General features: G+C 36.0%; 21 protein-coding genes. 4 read left to right on the plus strand and 17 right to left on the minus strand.

The features are described from left to right. Window positions 1–21: 21 nt before the first annotated feature. Window positions 22–228 carry a heavy-metal-associated domain-containing protein gene (locus tag N2Z58_07180; GenBank protein ID MCX7654436.1) on the plus strand — a complete coding sequence of 69 codons (207 nt, stop codon included), beginning with the start codon at window positions 22–24 and terminating at the stop codon, window positions 226–228. Window positions 229–303: 75 nt separating this feature from the next. Then, window positions 304–879 (plus strand): hypothetical protein, encoded by a 576-nt coding sequence (locus tag N2Z58_07185; protein MCX7654437.1) that lies wholly within the window; start codon window positions 304–306, stop codon window positions 877–879. 24 nt (window positions 880–903) lie between these two features. Here N2Z58_07185 and N2Z58_07190 read toward each other — a convergent pair whose 3' ends face one another. Continuing rightward, the gene (locus N2Z58_07190) at window positions 904–2,259 is read right to left on the minus strand and encodes an MFS transporter (GenBank protein ID MCX7654438.1); all 1,356 of its coding nucleotides are present in this window, start codon (window positions 2,257–2,259) and stop codon (window positions 904–906) included. Window positions 2,260–2,735: 476 nt separating this feature from the next. On the opposite strand from N2Z58_07190, the gene N2Z58_07195 reads away from it, so the two are divergent. Further along, window positions 2,736–2,975, plus strand: a complete 240-nt coding sequence (locus N2Z58_07195) for a hypothetical protein (GenBank protein MCX7654439.1) — start codon at window positions 2,736–2,738, stop codon at window positions 2,973–2,975. A gap of 161 nt (window positions 2,976–3,136) precedes the next feature. Then, entirely contained in the window at window positions 3,137–4,165 is a 1,029-nt protein-coding gene (locus N2Z58_07200) for a CapA family protein (GenBank protein MCX7654440.1), read from the plus strand. A 187-nt stretch (window positions 4,166–4,352) separates the two neighbouring features. On the opposite strand, the gene N2Z58_07205 is transcribed toward N2Z58_07200, so the two are convergent. The 16 genes from N2Z58_07205 to N2Z58_07280 all read right to left on the minus strand — a co-directional run bounded on the left by N2Z58_07205 (window position 4,353) and on the right by N2Z58_07280 (window position 17,529). Next, the gene (locus N2Z58_07205) at window positions 4,353–5,354 is read right to left on the minus strand and encodes an ATP-dependent 6-phosphofructokinase (protein MCX7654441.1); all 1,002 of its coding nucleotides are present in this window, start codon (window positions 5,352–5,354) and stop codon (window positions 4,353–4,355) included. Further along, a complete protein-coding gene (locus N2Z58_07210; GenBank protein MCX7654442.1) occupies window positions 5,355–7,304 on the minus strand; it encodes a sodium-translocating pyrophosphatase in 1,950 nt (649 codons plus the stop codon). An 87-nt stretch (window positions 7,305–7,391) separates the two neighbouring features. Further along, entirely contained in the window at window positions 7,392–8,288 is an 897-nt protein-coding gene (gene secF, locus N2Z58_07215; GenBank protein MCX7654443.1) for a protein translocase subunit SecF, read from the minus strand. Continuing rightward, a complete protein-coding gene (gene secD, locus N2Z58_07220) occupies window positions 8,288–9,712 on the minus strand; it encodes a protein translocase subunit SecD (GenBank protein ID MCX7654444.1) in 1,425 nt (474 codons plus the stop codon). The genes secF and secD overlap by 1 nt, the downstream gene beginning before the upstream one ends. 22 nt (window positions 9,713–9,734) lie before the next feature. Beyond that, a complete protein-coding gene (yajC, locus tag N2Z58_07225; protein ID MCX7654445.1) occupies window positions 9,735–10,112 on the minus strand; it encodes a preprotein translocase subunit YajC in 378 nt (125 codons plus the stop codon). A 52-nt stretch (window positions 10,113–10,164) separates the two neighbouring features. After that, window positions 10,165–10,986 (minus strand): bifunctional 5,10-methylenetetrahydrofolate dehydrogenase/5,10-methenyltetrahydrofolate cyclohydrolase, encoded by an 822-nt coding sequence (locus N2Z58_07230; GenBank protein ID MCX7654446.1) that lies wholly within the window; start codon window positions 10,984–10,986, stop codon window positions 10,165–10,167. A 41-nt stretch (window positions 10,987–11,027) separates the two neighbouring features. Beyond that, the gene (locus N2Z58_07235; protein ID MCX7654447.1) at window positions 11,028–11,387 is read right to left on the minus strand and encodes a hypothetical protein; all 360 of its coding nucleotides are present in this window, start codon (window positions 11,385–11,387) and stop codon (window positions 11,028–11,030) included. Then, entirely contained in the window at window positions 11,384–12,061 is a 678-nt protein-coding gene (gene thyX, locus N2Z58_07240) for an FAD-dependent thymidylate synthase (GenBank protein ID MCX7654448.1), read from the minus strand. The genes N2Z58_07235 and thyX overlap by 4 nt, the downstream gene beginning before the upstream one ends. 13 nt (window positions 12,062–12,074) lie before the next feature. Beyond that, complete coding sequence (locus N2Z58_07245; GenBank protein MCX7654449.1) at window positions 12,075–12,773, minus strand: ribonuclease HII; 699 nt, start codon at window positions 12,771–12,773, stop codon at window positions 12,075–12,077. Between the two features lie 14 nt (window positions 12,774–12,787). After that, on the minus strand, window positions 12,788–13,273 hold the full coding sequence (locus tag N2Z58_07250) for a DUF3242 domain-containing protein (protein MCX7654450.1): 486 nt from the start codon (window positions 13,271–13,273) through the stop codon (window positions 12,788–12,790). A gap of 27 nt (window positions 13,274–13,300) precedes the next feature. Continuing rightward, window positions 13,301–14,212 (minus strand): acetyltransferase, encoded by a 912-nt coding sequence (locus tag N2Z58_07255; GenBank protein MCX7654451.1) that lies wholly within the window; start codon window positions 14,210–14,212, stop codon window positions 13,301–13,303. A gap of 62 nt (window positions 14,213–14,274) precedes the next feature. Next, complete coding sequence (locus N2Z58_07260; protein ID MCX7654452.1) at window positions 14,275–14,922, minus strand: TIGR00153 family protein; 648 nt, start codon at window positions 14,920–14,922, stop codon at window positions 14,275–14,277. 18 nt (window positions 14,923–14,940) lie between these two features. Further along, window positions 14,941–15,489 carry an RsmD family RNA methyltransferase gene (locus N2Z58_07265; GenBank protein ID MCX7654453.1) on the minus strand — a complete coding sequence of 183 codons (549 nt, stop codon included), beginning with the start codon at window positions 15,487–15,489 and terminating at the stop codon, window positions 14,941–14,943. Continuing rightward, on the minus strand, window positions 15,489–16,223 hold the full coding sequence (gene rsmI / locus N2Z58_07270; protein MCX7654454.1) for a 16S rRNA (cytidine(1402)-2'-O)-methyltransferase: 735 nt from the start codon (window positions 16,221–16,223) through the stop codon (window positions 15,489–15,491). Before rsmI ends, N2Z58_07265 begins: the two co-directional genes overlap by 1 nt. After that, the gene (locus N2Z58_07275; GenBank protein ID MCX7654455.1) at window positions 16,211–16,936 is read right to left on the minus strand and encodes a lipoate--protein ligase family protein; all 726 of its coding nucleotides are present in this window, start codon (window positions 16,934–16,936) and stop codon (window positions 16,211–16,213) included. The genes rsmI and N2Z58_07275 overlap by 13 nt, the downstream gene beginning before the upstream one ends. Before the next feature lie 5 nt (window positions 16,937–16,941). Continuing rightward, window positions 16,942–17,529: a queuosine precursor transporter gene (locus N2Z58_07280; GenBank protein ID MCX7654456.1), complete on the minus strand. Its 588-nt coding sequence runs from the start codon at window positions 17,527–17,529 to the stop codon at window positions 16,942–16,944. Between the last annotated feature and the right edge of the window lie 63 nt (window positions 17,530–17,592).

Consider the following 17,592-nt stretch of genomic DNA (forward strand, 5'->3'; position numbering starts at 1 on the left):
AATTACTTGGAGGTGTACAGTATGACAAAATATCTTTTGAAGGTACCAGATATTTCTTGCAATCACTGCAAAATGAGAATTTCAAAAGCACTTGAAGAAATCGGAGAAAAAAATTTTGAAATAAGAGTTTCAGAAAAGGAAGTAATTATTGAAACAAACAACATTGAAAAAGTTGTCAAGAAACTTGAAGAAATTGATTATCCTGTAGAACAAACAATCGTTCAATAAATCTGCCACTGATACTATTTGACAGCGTACAAGCTTGTCCAAAAATGTTAATCATCAAAGGATCAGGAGGAAAAGATGAAGCTTGAACGTGAAAAAAAGTACTTAATAACAGATGAGCAAGCAAAGAATTTAATGAAAAAATCACTTAAAACAATAGGGGCAGTACAATGGTATATTGACGATTGTAAGTTGTTTGGAAAAAGCAATGGTTGTAGAATAAGGTACACATTTGATGTCAGTGGGAGCGAAGAATGGATAATCGCAACAAAAGGTGAATTAATGAATGACTTTACAAGAGAAGAGCAAGAAGATCAATTAAGTGCATCAAACGAAATTTTCAGCTTACTTTACTTCAAACCAGTTGTTGCAAAACTTCGATACTTCTTAATGTTTCAACCAGCCGAGGTTGTACTCGATGAGTTCATCCAACTTGATAGACCTTACAATGTATCCGTTAAATATATAGTTGAGATTGAAACCGATGAAGATTTTGAGAAGTATGAAAAAATTTTCGACTTAATCAACCCACTCTGTGCTGAAGACTTTCTAAAATACACCAACAAAAACATCGCAACAGTTAGTAAATTAGCTCCTCAAAAAATAATAGAAATTGTCAGAATCAAGATGATAGAAAGTAAACAACCTTGGTAAAAACACCAAGGTTGTTTATTTTAATTATTTTTCCGAAGTAAAACCGAGTATTTTGAGAATCTTTTTTTCATTGTAGAAGATCAATAATATGTATCCCAAACTCATGAATATCAAGGATATCAGCGAACTTATTCTCAGTCCGAATTCATTTACCTCGTTTGAACCAATTATAAAAACAGATGGAAATACAAGTCCCGCTAATGTTTGTCCCATTTTTTGCATAAAAGTTCTTGCACCGAAGAACACACCAGCTTTATAATTTCCGGTTTCTCTGCCATGCGCTTCAGCAATATCTGCAACCATGGCATTTGGTAATATTCCAAAGATTGCAAGAGGTATAGCAGACAAAACAGCAACTATATAACTTTGCACATAAGCAGAAAAAGGAAATTTTCCCAATAAAGATGTAAAAGCAAAATCAAAAGCAAATATTATAAAACCAATCATAAGCAGACGTTTTTTACCCAACTTCCTGGCTAATATATTTACAGGTATATAGAAAACAAACGATAACAAAAACATAATAAGCTGAACTTTTGAAGCCTGTTCTTTTGGAAGCCTAAGTAAAATTGTCACATAGTAAACTAAACCAAGACTGATTCCCGTAAGTCCAACCCAATAAAGTAGATCTTGGATAACAAAAATCGTGAAATTTTTCTCTTTAAACGCATTTATTATAGACTCTAGACTACCCTCAGTAATGGTGTGTTGCACACAATACCTTTTCTCATCAATGAATATAACCGGTAGAATCATAAAAATAAAACCTAAGATACCATAGACGACAGTAACAATCTGAAATGCTCTAAGAGGTTGAAAACCAGCATTTTCAAGCATTCCTTGGAACAGATATACCTGAGTACCGATTACATACCCTATTGCCCAGGTAATTGAAATCATTGTACTTAATTGAAGCCTTTCATTTGGATCTTTTCCAAGCTCGCTCATCCAAGCAAAAAAAGGCGTAACGTACATAGTCATAAACCAGTAAAATGCTATAACTGTTGCAAACAACCAAACAGTGTTTAAATTGTAACTTGTTGACGGTGGCAAAAATGGCAAAAAGGAAAGTACAGCAAACGGTAAGACACTGATTGCTAAAAATCCCCTTCTCCTTCCAAGTTTCATTTTGCTTCGATCAGACAAAGTTGCCACTAAGGGATCAGTAATGGCATCAAAAAACCTCGATACTCCCAACACCAATCCAACAATTGTCAAGCCCGCAAATACTATGCCTTTCTGTATAAATTGAGGAAAGTTGATACCTTCCGGTGGCATGTAGAAATACACCAACACATTTCCTATTGAAAAACTCGTAAGTGACCACCCCAATTGTCCAAGTGCGTACATCCATTTCTTCCACATGGGCAACCTCTCCATTGTGCAACACCTCCAGAGATTCGAACAGAGATTTGAAAATATTAAAACAGATTGTAATATAAGATTTTGTTGTGAAATGTTCAGCACAACTAGTTGTTCATTGAATGATTGGTAACGTTACCGATAAAATCGATTATATTTTATCATTCAATCCCCTCTGTTCTTATGTCTATTTTGTAATGCCGATAACTTTGGTTAGTTTTCTATAACTAATTTTCTTGAATTATCTTTTTCTTTCTCATTTTTTCTATCGTTTGCAATGTTTTCTTTTGCATTCTAAGAATTTTAAATCAGGATGGTAAATTTGGTGCGTTTTGTCGAACTTTTGGTATAAACAGGATTTTAACCTATTTGAAAAATAAAATATATTTAGTAGATAAATTTGTGCAACTGATCAAATGTATAATTTTTTTGGAGATAATGCAAGTCACTCTTCTGCGCGAGTAGCGAAAGCTAGCCAAGGGGGATCAGCGAGCATGACGGATGCTGAAGTATCAAAATTTAAGATTGATACGAATAAGTACTCAAAAGACACAGATGAAAACGTTTGTTTGACGTGCTTATTTTGGACTGGATACAGAAAAAGGGAAAACAGCTGCGTGTCCACACTTTCTGAAGGAACAAAAGGTGTTTGCCTTTGGCACGGTAACACATCTACTCAGGCATCTTTTTCATGCAATCATTGGATAAGAAAGTACAAGAAATTGCTCGAGTAAAATAAATCTTTTAAAGAGTGTTCTAAATGTAAAATATAAAAAAATCGCCATTTTTTGAATGTGGCGGTTTTTTTATTGAATTGTAAATGGTCCAATGTTATAATAACTATGAAAAATTCTGAGCTCTATTAATAGGATTAAATGCATTGGGGGTGCTTGGTGTGAGAAAAGATTTTTTTCTCCTGTTATTGATAATTTTTTGCTCAATTTCGCTTTCTGCAGTTGTGAATTTCTCTTTTGTTGGAGATGTAATGTTTCCAAAATCTATTCTTGAGATGTTTAAAACACCTTCTGGATATGATTTTAAGCCTATATTTTCCGAGGTGAAAGATATAATCTCCTCGTCTGATATTGCATTTTGTAATCTTGAAACAACACTCGGAGGACCTCCATACACAGGTGTACCGAAATTTTCCTCTCCCGATGAAGTGTTAGAGGCGATACATTGGGCAGGTTTTGATGTTGTAAATGTGTCAAACAACCATATGCTCGACACAGGTACAAATGGTTTGAGAAGGACGATTCAGCAAGTTAGAAACTATGGTTTCACTTCGGTTGGTGGACGATTGTCACCCGACGAACCAAGGTATTCTATTGTTGAGGTAAATGGTGTAAAGATTTCTTTCGCGGGCTTTACTTTTTCTACTAATGGCATACCTATTCAACGTGAATATGCTTATATGTTTGATTATATAAATGACCATGTTGTACTTTCAACTGTTAAGCAGATGCGTCAAAATTCAGATATAGTTGTCGTACATTTCCACTTTGGTGTTGAATTCATGAGAAATCCAACAAAAGAGCAAGAACGAATAGCTAAACTGTGCATAGAAAATGGTGCCGATATTGTTGTAGGTTCACACCCACATGTCTTACAAAGAGTAGATGTGGTTAACTACAACGGCAAGAAAAAAGTTATAGCATATTCTCTTGGAAACTTTGTCTCAAATATGCTAGAACCATACACGGATGTAGGGGTTATTCTAAATGTTTCTTACGACACAGAGCAAGGTGCCATTGTGGTCAATCCAATAATAACTTGGAGACATCGCTTTTCCAAGAATGGGAAAAATTCTTTGCGGATAATACCAGTTTTAGATTTTGTTAAAAAGCCCGATAAATTTATAACTAAAACTGACTTAGAAGCTTTGAAAAAGATTCTTGAGAATACAAAATTGTTAAAAAACTAATTGTCTCTAAGCGTGTGATAGAGCTTTTTTAAAAAAGAAAGCGGCTTTAGTACAAGCCGCTTTGTTTTGTTTAATCGTGAAGGAGTTTTCCCATAGATAAAGCTTTCAGCTACATTATAACCATTTTTTTGGCCAACAAAATTACGTTTTACAGATCTTATTTTTGTTACACTCATTGAGATGTAAATTAGTAGAATCGCTTGGCGAGTTGCTTTATATAATAATCTACAGGTCGGATATTCAGCAATGTTTCACTGTATGGTACTTCTGTAACTATGAAACCTTTTATACCAACTGCATGGTAAAATTTGCCCATTTTTACAAGCTCAACAGCCCTTGAACTCATTTGAGTTGCTATTATTCTGTCTATTGCTGCAGGTGTACCACCTCTTTGAATGTATCCAAGATTTGTGTACCTCCACTCAAGTTCAAGCTTTTTACCGATGTATAACCCTATTACTTCGGCAGGGTCTGTTTCATAAGAACATTTACATTCTTCCAATATCTCTTCTGGTAGTTGCACACCATCTTCGACAACTACTATGGAAAATCGCTTACCACTTTCGTATCTGTGTTGTATAGTTCTTATAAGTTCCTTCGGTTCTAGTACGTCAGAGTTAGTGACAACAAAATCTGCCCCTCCAGCAAGTCCACCAAATGTTGCAAGCCATCCACCAGGAGCACCCATTGTTTTTACAATCATAACCCGATGGTGTGATTCCGCCGTTGAGTGTATAATATCAAGTGCCTGTGTTACATGTTCTAATGCAGTGATAAAGCCAATGGAAAAGTCCGTAAATGATAAATCGTTATCTATTGTTGCTGGAACTAAGATGCTTGGTATACCATATTTCTGTAAATTCAGTGCACTTCTAACTGCATTTCGTCCACCAAGGAGTAAGTAACCAGTGATTCCATATTGAATTGTCTTGTTTTTAATGGCTACAAGTTCTTCATCTTTCTCTGGAATAAAAAGGGAAGTACCAAGTATTGTACCACCCTGGTGAAGTATCCCCGATACATTGTTTCTCACAAGTATATCCACTTTATCTTTTAATAGTCCTTCAAAGCCGTCTTTTATTCCCATGACTTCTATTTCTTGTTCAATTGCATTAACAACAATAGATCTTATAGCTGCATTCAATCCAGGGCAATCGTTACCAACAGACAACACACCTATTCTTCTCATTTATAACCACCTCCCCACTATTGAATAAAAAACTATGGATGTTATTGCCATTAATTTTATCAGTATGTTCAGAGAAGGTCCTGCGGTATCCTTGTATGGATCGCCTACTGTGTCACCAACTACCGTAGCTTTATGTGCAAATGAACCTTTCCCACCAAGGTGCCCTTCTTCTACATATTTTTTTGCATTGTCCCATGCACCACCAGAGTTTGCCATAAAGATAGCGAGTGCAACTCCAGTAACAGTGGAACCTATCAATAACCCAGCAACTGATTGCACGCCTAAGCCTACCATAAGTATTATGGGTGATAATATAGCAAGTATCGATGGCAATACCATTCGCTTTAGTGCACCTTTTGTAGCTATTTTTATACAGCTTTGATAATCTGGCTCAGCACCACCTAATAAAATTCCAGGAATTTCTCTTATTTGTCTTCTTATTTCCTCAACCATATCGTTTGCGGCATCACCAACAGCGTTCATTGTCAAAGCAGAGAAGAAAAATGTCAACATAGCACCTATAAGTGCTCCAATAAACATCTTTGGATCTTGAAGTTGTAGTTCTTGTATACGCGCCGCCGAACCAAAGTTTGCAAATAAGGCTATAGCCGTCAAAGCAGCAGAACCTATAGCAAATCCTTTTCCCATGGCGGCTGTCGTGTTACCAAGTGCGTCGAGTTTATCCGTAATTGCACGGACACTTTTGTCAAGTCCAGACATTTCAGCCACACCACCGGCATTATCAGCTATGGGACCGTACGCGTCTACAGAAAGATTCATCGCAAGTGTTGCAAGCATCCCTACACCTGCCATCGCTATTCCGTAAAGTTCTGCTATCTTGTAGGACAGAAGTGTACCAATTGCTATCAATATAGTTATTACTGCTGTTGACTCCATGCCAAGTGCAGTTCCACTAATTATCACATTAGCAGGTCCCATCGCAGCTGAGTGTGCGAGTTTTTCAACCTTTTTACCCGATGTGTACCATTCAGTTATCAACCCTATGGCAACCCCTACAACGTTACCTATTAAAACTATCCAAAATATATTCAAATTTTTCTCCAAAATTGCATACGCAAATGACAATATCAAAAATATAATGCTTGAAGCTATGGTACCACTTCTTAACGCAAGGGCCGGTTCAGTGTTGAGTTTCGACAAAACTTTTACAAATATTATTGCTAATATAGACGAAATCAATCCAAACGCGACAATATAAAGAGTGTTTAATACTCCCTTTTCACCAAAAAATAGGTATCCAAGTGCAATACCAGAGAAGATCGAACCTACGTACGATTCGTAAAGGTCCGCACCCATACCAGCAACATCTCCAACATTGTCCCCAACATTATCAGCTATAACGGCTGGGTTTCTTGGATCGTCCTCTGGCAAATTTGCTTCAACTTTACCCACTATATCTGCTCCGACGTCAGCAGCCTTTGTGTATATTCCACCTCCGACTCTTGCAAATAGAGCCACAAATGATGCACCGAGCGAATAAAAGCTAACTTCCTGCAAACCGAATATCTGATACACCAACGCAAGTCCAAATAACCCAAGTACTGATACAGTTAATCCCATAACCGCTCCACCTGAGAAAGCAATATCAAGTGCTTCCCCAACTCCTTTTGTTGCCCCCCAAGCAGTTCTCGCATTTGATTTTGTTGCTATCATCATACCAAAAAAACCTGCAAGAACAGAAAAAATCGACCCTATCATGAACGATAAAGCAGCTTTATAACCTGTTGAAAAGGTAAAAATTAGGGAGAGAATCACTACTATTGGGAAAAACACAGCATATTCTTGGAAAAGGAAAGAACGAGCACCAGTCTGAATAATTCTCGAGATCTTATCTGTTTTTTCATTTCCAGTACTCTTGTCCAGCACAGAGAGTGTTAAATAAATAATTAACACCACACCTGCTAAGATCGAGGAAATTAAAACTGCCAAGTTATCACCTCCCAAGAAAAATTTCAAAACGACAGAAATTACAAAAACGGGGGCACTGTGGGTGCCCCCGAGTCTATCAGTTGAAAATTACAGGGATTTAACCCACTTTATCACTATCGGAGATGCTATAAAGATTGATGAATATGTACCTACAACAACACCTATTGTCATTCCAAAAGCAAATGATTTGATACTACCAGTTGAGAAAAGTAAAAGCATCAGAACGGTGAAGAAAGTTGTGAGTGATGTGTTTATAGTTCTTATTATAACTGAGTTTATACTATCATTCACAATTGATGCCATATCCTTCCCTTTGAACTTCCTTCCAAACTCTCTTATTCTATCAAAAACTATTATTGTATCATTAACAGAATAACCAACAAGTGTAAGAAGGGACGCAATCGCAGCAATATTCATCTCAATGCCAAAGATTGAGAAAAATCCGAGGGTAATCACAACATCATGAATAAGTGCTAAGACCGCACCTACTCCAAATGCAAATTTGAACCTCAATGCTACATACGCAAGTATACCAATAAGTGTGAAGACTACTGCCTTCCATGTAAGATTTTTTATTTCATTTGCAGCATCTCCGCTAACTTCGTTAAAAGATACAACCTTTGTATTTAAAATTTGCTCAACCTTTTTTGAAAGCTCAGCTTTTTCATCAGCAGAGTATACTCTTAAACTACCTTTTTCATCTTTTGGAGCAACCACTATTGAAAATGTTTTTTCATCAGCCTGACCAAGTGCATGAACTTCTATTATTCTAGCCTTGGCAAACTCTGGAGCAACCGATGATATCTTCTCCCTTATCTGTGATAGTGTCATATTCTGGGAAGTTTTTATTACCATTTCGCTTCCACCGAGAAATTCAAGACCGAGGTTGAAACCTTTTACAAAAAAGCTTATTAAAGACACGGCAATAAGAACAATAGACAAAGATATAAAGTAGTATCTCTTACCAACAAAATCAATTTTCATTACTGCGCACCCCCAGTCTTTCTAACTCTAATTTCTGCAGCCATTGCATCGAGCAAGAATTTACTGAATACAAGGTTCATAAACATCGCTGAGAATATACCTACTATTGTTGTTATTGCAAACCCTTTTATAGTACCTGTTCCAAAATAATACAAGAACAAAGCAGCAATGATTGTTGTCAAATTCGCATCGAACAAGGTCCAGAACGATCTGGAAAACGCAACTTCTATAGCCGCTTTGGTTGTCTTTCCCGCTCTTATTTCTTCTTTGATTCTTTCGTAAATTATTATGTTACCATCAACAAGAGTACCGATAGTGAATATAATACCTGCAATACCTGGTAAGGTAAGTATTGCACCTGTACCGGCTAAGAAACCAAATATGATTATTAATGCATAGAAAATACCAATTACCGCAACTATACCCATTACACCGTAGAAAGCTAGCATATATCCCATAACTAATATAGCACCAATTATACCTGCCCTTAAAGATTGTTCTAGCACATCCTTTCCAAGTGATGGAGAAACTAAGCTTGCAGTTGTTTTTTCAAGTCTTGCAGGAAGCGCACCACTTCTTAATATTGCTGCAAGTTCTTTTGCTTCGTCGAACGTGAAGTTGCCCCTAATTTGCCCTTTACCATCTTCTATAGGACTTACAACAAATCCAACAAATTGAACTTTATCATCGAGGACTATTGCTAACCTCTTTTTGAGGGCTATCTGATATTGTGTTGCTCCACTGTTCAGAATTTGCTCAGGGACATATAATTCTTTTGTAATGTTCTTAAACACTTCTACAAACTGTCTGTCTAAGGTAAATGAAACCACATAATTTGCTACTCCTTTTTGATCAATCACAGGAATAGCTTCTATAATCTTTGGACCTGATAAAATAAGATCTTTTCTATTGTTTATTTCCTTCCTAATTAAATACCACTTCTTACCATCTTTGTCTGGGTACCACTGTGCACCTTCTCTTGTTGCCAAATTAACATCATCTGGATTTAACGTTGGATCAGATGTTCTCTCATCGATCGCTTGACCAAACCATAAAAGACCAGTTGAGCCAACAAGTTTTTCAGCAGATGTTGTGTCAGTGGCATCTGGTATTTCAACAATTATAAAGGAATTATTTTCTCGAAAGCTTTTCCTTATAACCGCCTCCGTGTAACCAGCGGAATCAAGTCTGCTTCTTAAAACTGTCCATACATCATCAACCACTGCACTTGGATTTTCAGCACCTTTTTCAACTTCTACCCTGTACTCAAGCCGTACCCCACCACTCAAATCTAAGCCAAGTTTAATTCTACTAAACAGCTTAGCTAATCCCGTAGCAGGCCTACCTCCAGGTAAAAATAAAGCCACAACGGCTGCGATCAGTAGTACCAATGAGACTATGAGTCTTATGCGATCACTTCGCATTCTGTAACCCTCCTTTTAATACTTATTGTTTGGAATTATCGTTTTCTTCTTGTGTTTCTTCTTTTTCTTTCACAACCTTGGCAATATAGGCTTTATGAACTTCAAGTTCGGTGGTGTTTGCACTTTTAATCTTCACCGTGTCTTTCTTTATGTCTATAATCTTACCAATGATACCACCTGTTGTAACAATTACGTCTCCTTTTTTCATACTCTCGATCATTTGTTTGAATTCCTTTTCTCTTCTTCTTTGTGGAAGAATAACAAGAAAGTACATCATGGCAAAGAATATGAGTAACATTATGAGCATTTGCATCAATGCTCCTGCTCCACCTGTTGTCTGAGATGTTGCTGTGGATGCTCCTGCATCCGGTGCACCTGCAAAAATCAGCTTCACTAAAATCCCTCCTTCGGTAGTATTGATAAACTTTAAATTATTTCTTTGAACCTGATTCTTATAACCCAGCAGCTTTTTCAGCTGCCCTTACTGTATGTTCCATCAAAACAAGTGTTGTTATCCTACCGACACCACCTGGCACTGGCGTTAATTCACATATTTCTGCAACTGAAGGATCAACATCACCGTATATTCCGTCGTCTTCAACATTTATACCTACATCTATGACTATACTTCCAGGTTTAAAATAATTTTTACCCAACATCTTCGCTTTTCCAATTGCAACCACAACGATATCTGAACTCTGAGTAATTTCATCTATGTTCCTAGTTTTTGAATGACATACAGTTACAGTAGCATCAATTCCCTTTTGCAAAAGTAACATCGCAAGAGGTTTTCCTACAGTTACACTTCTACCAACAATAGTTATCCTTTTTCCCGACGGACTGGTCAGATAGTTTATGATCCTTAGTACAGCCTCGGCAGTACAAGGTGAAAACGTTGGATGATCATATATTATGTTTCCTAAGTTAGCAGGATGTCTTCCTTCCACATCTTTATCAGGAGAAATTAACGTAACCGCTTCATATTCAGATATACCTTCCGGAAGTGGATGTGTTAAAAATATTCCATTTACCGAAGAATCTGCTGAAAGTTTTGGCAACAGTGATTTTAAATCGGAAATTTTCGGGGCTTCATAAACAGCAAATTCTATTCCCAAACGTTTTGCCTGTTTCTCTTGACTTTTCAAATAAGCTAGTGTTGATGCCTCTGGTTGACAAGTGACAGCTGCAAGCTTTGGTGGATTAGTTAAAACCGCTACTCGTTCTTTTATATTTTCAACTATTGATGAATAAAGCGGTTCAAGATTTACCATCATTTTTCTTCACCTCTGTAACCTTCCCAAATTAAGTACAAATTTCAAGTTTGACCATAAACCGGCCTTAAACCGGCCTGATACAACAATCCACAAACTTCATACATACCTTTCTTTGTAACACAAAGTACAACATTCGACATCTCAGCTGCCTTTTTTGTCTCTGGCATTATCTCCCTATTTCTAACGATCAATACAACAGGTATACCGACCACACCGGCAGTTCTAACACACTGAGGTGTTGCCAATCCAGTTACAAGTAATGAACCAGGCTCTGATAACGCAAGTACATCGCTCATTAAATCGGAAGCTGCCACTTTTTCTATTTCTATATCGTCTAAGTTCGAATCACAAGAAACCACTACCTCTCCCTCGACAAGTTCCAATAATTGCCCCAATTTCACAAAATATCACCTCTATAAGAATATTTAACAAATGCCTCATAAGTCCAAGGACAAGTTGTTTTGAAAAACTCCGCTATTGCTAATGCATATTGCTGAATTTCCCACTGCGCATGTGAGTCCGCTCTTAGACTTAAGAAATTCATCAAACTTCGTGCATTAACTGTCCAGTAGAATTGTGTATATGTAGCAAGAGGGAGGACTATTCTTGCAAGCTCGCGTGCAACTCCCATCTCGAGAAGTTCTTTGTAAGTTTTGTAACTCTCTTCAAATAAAACTTCCATTTTACGAACAACACTTTCAAATAGATCTTTGTCATTTACTTCAACTGCCTTTTGCCTGTCTTCCGGTACATTTACACGTACGTTTAGTGGTATATAAAACTCTTCCTCTTTAATTTCCGTGTATCTTTGACTAATCTCGTTGAATGAACCTATTCTATGTCTGAACCATTGTCGAGCAACGAAAATTGGTGCCTTTACATGAAATGTAAAAACAATATGTTCAAATGGTGTTTCATGTCCATGCTCCATAAGATACATAATGAGCGCCTTGTCCCTTTCTGGGGTTTTTAGTCCTTGCCCATACGAAACACGAGCGGCCAATATTGCCGAATAATCATCCCCCATCATATCGACAAGTCTTACAAATCCTTTATCTAATATACTTTTTTTCAGTTCATGAAAGTTTTTACTTGACTTTACGTTTGAAGTGTTTGGTTCGTGTGTTTCCAAACATGTCCACCTCCATAGAGTCAAGAAGCAATTTGTATCTTTCAAGTGATATCAATCTTTCTGAAAGCCATTTATCTAACAAACTTTTGCTTATCATATTAAAAACCGGATCAAACGTCAATCTATGATACGGTGTAGGACCATACTCACGTAAAGCTTTAATATGTTCAGTCGTAGGATATCCTTTATTTTTCGAAAGACCATATTGTGGAAATTGTTCGTCAAATTTTCTCATTAATCTGTCTCTTGTAACCTTTGCTAATATGGAGGCTGCCGAAATTTGGTATATCTTTTCATCACCCTTAACAACACATTTACAAGGGAAATTTAGTCTTAAATTTTTGCCATCAACATAGACTTCTTTTATCTCAATATATTGAGCGAGTATTTCAAGTGCCCTGTTCATAGCAATTTCTGTAGCATGAAGTATGTTGTACATATCTATTTCTTCGGCTGTTGCAATGCCTATACCAAATTTGGCACTAAGAAATAATTTCTCGTAAAGTTCTTCCCTTTTTTCCTCACTTAACTTTTTGCTATCTGTTACACCTTCAATTAAAGTTCCATCATCAAAATAAACCGCTGCAGCAACCACTGGTCCAAATATAGGTCCTCTACCTGCTTCATCAACTCCGATAATTCTGTAATTTATCATGTTATCACCAGTTCTTATCTTTTGATAGTTTTATATATATTGTTCACATCTTTAACGAAATTTTCAACTCCATCGCCAGTTATGACTACCAACCAATTATCCTTGTACCAGGCATATAAATCCGTTTTTTCAAGCCGTATTGTAAAAATACCATAACTTTGCATATTAATCTTCACGTATTTAATTTTAAATGGATTTCCATACCTTTTCGTAATCTTATTCCAATTTTCTCTCGCTTGATCAAGATTTTCATATCTAAACACCATAAACAGACCATCGACCCCATCGAACACGGCATACCTACCTTCTTCAAGGTTTATGTCACCAAAGCCATTTATATAACCACTATCAAGAAGGTAATACTTTCCTGTAAGTACGTTTATAGCAGCCTCCAACGAGTAACTTGATGGTGGAACTTCCGGCAAAAACGGTATCGAACAAGAATAAAGAATAAAGAACATCATGAAAGCTATTATCGAAATGTAGATACCTTTCTTCATCGTCTAACACCTCTTAGCATATCCAATTTAATTTTCTTTATAGAAATACTGAATAGATTCATTTATAACCCTTCTATCAAAAGCCAAATCGGCATGATCACAATTTAGAAAAACCTTTTCTCTTCCAAAATATGTGGCGCTTACCAGAGGTACAAGTCCATCACTTTGAACGTACACAGAATCTTCCGGATATAAAATTTTTACAACGGTACTGATCGCATACAACGCTGCAGTAGAAAATATTTCTGTATCAACGATGTTTAAAAGGACTTCTGTTGGTTCATTAACAACAACTCCAGCAAGATTTAGGAATTCTACTCCATCAGGTATAACCGGGTTATTGAACCCCACCGCTACATACTTGTAGTTTGGTGCCTCAATAAAAACTCCTGAAGCATTCGCAGATAAAAGTATAGGTTCTATAATACTGTACTTATGATGAAGTTTTAAAATTAACTTGTCCATAAGAACAAAATTAGCTAACGGTGAACCAATGTGTGGTGTACCAGCAAATATTATTTTGATTACAAGATTTCTGAAAGATTCATCTTGAAGAGCGTATCTTACTAAAATTCCACCCATACTGTGTGCGTAAATGTTGACCTTTGAGTTTAGTCTTTTTATTTCTTTAATTAATACTTCTGAACTTTCTTCAAGAGGAACATCTAATGATGGATAAATGAAAATGTATAACCCATAAACTTCCGGCAATAACCTTAACCAACTTTCTGCAAAGAGCTTTTTATAAAGAGTCCACTCCCCATAAATTTCATACGGATCTATTCCATGAATAAGAATTACAGGTTCTTTGCCTTTTCTTAATTCAACAAGTTTACATTCTGGTCTTTTCCAAGATTGCTTTACCACTTTTGTGTATTCAAAAAAGGGTTTTATTTCATAAAGAGACCTATAAACGGGGACTATCCCGTTGTAATACACGTAATATTCCTCAGCAAATCCAACTGAAACACAGAAAATTACACAAAGCAATATTGATAGATTCAGTACACCAATTTTAATAATAAAACCTCCAGAACGTCAGAAGCATCTTCGGTTCTGTCAACTATATCGCCAATATTTATGACCAACTCTTTCAGTTGCATCTTTTCTGATAAATGTATGTCTAGTAAAAAAATCTCTTTAAGCAGTTTTTCTTCAACAATATCTTCTTCGTGTTCTAATTTTTCAACTTCCAAAATAAGTGGAGTAACGTTATCTATGTTATTGAAAAGTTCCTTAACGGAATTAGAAAAAGACTTTGTCGCATTTATGCTGCACTCAAGCTGAGAAAAAATCATATCTCTTAGATCTTTTGGTATGTTTGGTCGCTGATAATCGATTATTTTGCTGACAGATTCACATTTGTTCACAATTTTGTCTATGCTCTCACTTAATGAATGTATCACTTCTCTCATGTCGGGTAAAAACAAACCCTTGTAAGTCTCTGAAATTATATATCGCCTGATCTCATCGGCCTCATGTTCTATACGCTTGATAGCAGAAAAAAACTCGGTCATTCTGTCGCAATTTTCTGAGAAATAACAACTAAAATATTCTTTTAAAGCCAACGTGGCTTCAACTGTCTTAAAGGAAAGATTTATAATTTTTTCAATCACTTCCTTTTCCTTCCTTGCAAATGCAAATGGCATATTAACACCCCTACACAATTATATCACAAATTGCTTTTTTTCGAAGAAGTAAAGTAAAGAATCTCCATATTCCTTCGTTTTAATTACTTCTAAAAGTTTTATGTCTTCTTCTTTTGGTTTTTCTCTTTTCGAACATTGAAGAATAAAAATCGAATCATTATTCATTATATGGTGTACCCTTTGAACAATATCCTTTACTATTCCTAAGTCATAAGGAGGATCTGAAAAAACTAAATCAAATTTTCTTCCGCACTCTTCAAGAAAACTTCTAACATCATTTCTATAAAAGTTCACAATACTTTCAACTCCTAGGAGTTTGGCGTTAGTTTTAACAGTAGAAATCGCTTTTGCGGAAGCGTCAACAAATGTAACACTACTTGCTCCGTTACTCAACATTTCAAATCCTACAATACCACTGCCACAACAGATATCAGCACAAATTTTACCGTTAAAATCTATCATACTCGAAAGTGCGCGTCTAATTACAGCAGGCGTGTACCTTGTTCTTGAATCCGGCACTGTGTTAATTATCTTTCCTTTGTATTTACCCGTTTCGATCCGCAACATCATTCTCCACTCTCTGTCTTATTTTTGTTGATCGCATCTGTTATTTTAACAATTACTGTTAATTCACCTTTCGTTTGCTTAAATCTTTCAATAGCATCTTCAACCTTCCCAAAAAACGATTCTTCGTAAATCTTAGTTAACTCACGCGCGATAAAAATCTCACAATTCCCCAATATGTTCAGTATATCTTGAAGTGTTTTGCCCAACCTCTCGGGACTCTCAAAAAATACCAGAGTGTCTATTAATTCATAATCTCTAATTTCATATAATTTCCTCAACAACCTTCTTCTATTCTTATCTTTCGGCATGAAACCAACAAAATAAAAATGACTCCCAGAGAATCCACTTAAAGCTACAGATGTTGTAAGCGCACTTGGACCAGGAATAACTCTAACAGTTATACCTTCTTCGTGACATCTTCTTACTAAATTACATCCAGGATCAGAGATAACCGGCATCCCTGCGTCGGTTACCTGAGCAATCTTCTTTCCAGATTTCAATTGCAGAATTATTTTTTCAATTTTTTTATTGGAATTATGCTCGTTAAAAGATTCAAGTGGTTTTTTAATATCAAAATGTTCGAGTAATTTTAAAGTTCTTCTTGTGTCTTCAGCTAGTATTAAATCTACCATTTGGAGTGTCTCTATAGCGCGCAGCGTTATATCCTTCAAATTACCTATAGGAGTTCCTATCACATAAAGTACACCTTTATTATCTATATTTACATTTTCCATAAGAACCTACCTTTCAATTCATTTGCCTTTGCTTTTAATAACTCTTCAAATGGAAAAAGTTTAGTTGGGCCCAAGTGTTTTTCAAAGGCTACCTTTAATCTTTCCACAATATCTTTCAACGGAACAAACTTGTAGTCATAGAGACCTTTCATAGGTATTTCAAGATCTCTCGTTTTTTTAAAGCAGTACTTTATTTCATCATGAGGTACAAGTACGATAGATCCATGTTGCAATATATAATCTTGTGTGCGCATTTGGGCACTACCTATTACTTTTATTCCATCAAGAACTACCTCATATGCAGATGGAACTTGAAAACATACGTCAGTCAATAACTTTCTTTTTCCATCAACTAGTTCCACAGGGTATCCTAAATCATTTAATCCACCGGCAATAATCTTTGATATAAAATGGTAGAGCTCTAAAACTTTTGTATTAAAAAGCTCGTGTCTTTTTGGAATAATCACACAATAAGTTAACTCTTCCCAATGAAGAACCGCTCTACCTCCAGACGGTCTTCTAACGATATCAAATTTTTGATTTTCTATGTACTCGTAATTCAAATCTTCTATTTTTTGATGTTTTCCAAGAGAAAGAGTCGGAATCTTCCAGGTATAAAACCTCACCGTTACATCATCTGTAACCTCACCTAATGCAACATCTATAGCCATATTCGTTGCGCCGTCTAAATTGTATGATTCATAGAAATACATCCGAGTCACTCCTTAAATCTTTTTGTTAATAAAAAGACAGGATTTATAGCCAAAACTATTATAACCTTAATTACATATTGAGACAATATCATAGACCAAAGACTTGGATAAACACCAAGAAATGCCGCGTAAGTAAATACCAAAGTATCAACAAGCTGAGCTATGACTACAGAAAGTAAGTTTGAAAAGAAAGTATTCTTGAAAAAGGCCTTGTTGAATATGTAATGATTTACAAGTTGCGATGCACCATACGCTAATAAACTTGATAATGTAAATCTCCAATTAGTACCAAGTATAAGCTTGTAAGCCTCTGATCTTTCAATTGAAAGCGCAGGCATAAATAAACTAACCAAAATGAGTCCACTTGCCGTTGCTTGTGCTAAGAAACCCATAAATATAAGATACTTGGAATATCTTCTGTCAATAACGTCAGAAACCATATTGGAAAGTATAAAAGTAAATGTATAACTCACTATAGACGCTGGAAAAACAAAGATACCAAGCTTGACCACTTTGGAAGCTAAAACATTTGAAATAACAATGCCTGTTATGAAAAGTGTTGTAAATAGCATAATCCTTTTTTCTGTTTTCATGTAATCCGGTCCTCCTTTTACCAGCTAAATATTTCTAATTTTGCGATTTTTATGGCATGATAT

The sequence above is a fragment of the Fervidobacterium sp. genome (genome assembly GCA_026419195.1).
GTDB lineage: Bacteria > Thermotogota > Thermotogae > Thermotogales > Fervidobacteriaceae > Fervidobacterium.

Bases quoted from the DNA above. Each gene is read 5' to 3' on its own strand.
- N2Z58_07180 (MCX7654436.1), top strand. From the start codon at position 22: ATGACAAAATATCTTTTGAAGGTACCAGATATTTCTTGCAATCACTGC.
- N2Z58_07185 (MCX7654437.1), top strand. From the start codon at position 304: ATGAAGCTTGAACGTGAAAAAAAGTACTTAATAACAGATGAGCAAGCA.
- N2Z58_07190 (MCX7654438.1), bottom strand. From the start codon at position 2,259: ATGGAGAGGTTGCCCATGTGGAAGAAATGGATGTACGCACTTGGACAA.
- N2Z58_07195 (MCX7654439.1), top strand. From the start codon at position 2,736: ATGACGGATGCTGAAGTATCAAAATTTAAGATTGATACGAATAAGTAC.
- N2Z58_07205 (MCX7654441.1), bottom strand. From the start codon at position 5,354: ATGAGAAGAATAGGTGTGTTGTCTGTTGGTAACGATTGCCCTGGATTG.
- secF (MCX7654443.1), bottom strand. From the start codon at position 8,288: ATGAAAATTGATTTTGTTGGTAAGAGATACTACTTTATATCTTTGTCT.
- secD (MCX7654444.1), bottom strand. From the start codon at position 9,712: ATGCGAAGTGATCGCATAAGACTCATAGTCTCATTGGTACTACTGATC.
- N2Z58_07230 (MCX7654446.1), bottom strand. From the start codon at position 10,986: ATGATGGTAAATCTTGAACCGCTTTATTCATCAATAGTTGAAAATATA.
- N2Z58_07245 (MCX7654449.1), bottom strand. From the start codon at position 12,773: ATGATAAATTACAGAATTATCGGAGTTGATGAAGCAGGTAGAGGACCT.
- N2Z58_07250 (MCX7654450.1), bottom strand. From the start codon at position 13,273: ATGAAGAAAGGTATCTACATTTCGATAATAGCTTTCATGATGTTCTTT.
- N2Z58_07260 (MCX7654452.1), bottom strand. From the start codon at position 14,922: ATGCCATTTGCATTTGCAAGGAAGGAAAAGGAAGTGATTGAAAAAATT.
- N2Z58_07265 (MCX7654453.1), bottom strand. From the start codon at position 15,489: ATGTTGCGGATCGAAACGGGTAAATACAAAGGAAAGATAATTAACACA.
- rsmI (MCX7654454.1), bottom strand. From the start codon at position 16,223: ATGGAAAATGTAAATATAGATAATAAAGGTGTACTTTATGTGATAGGA.
- N2Z58_07275 (MCX7654455.1), bottom strand. From the start codon at position 16,936: ATGTATTTCTATGAATCATACAATTTAGACGGCGCAACGAATATGGCT.
- N2Z58_07280 (MCX7654456.1), bottom strand. From the start codon at position 17,529: ATGAAAACAGAAAAAAGGATTATGCTATTTACAACACTTTTCATAACA.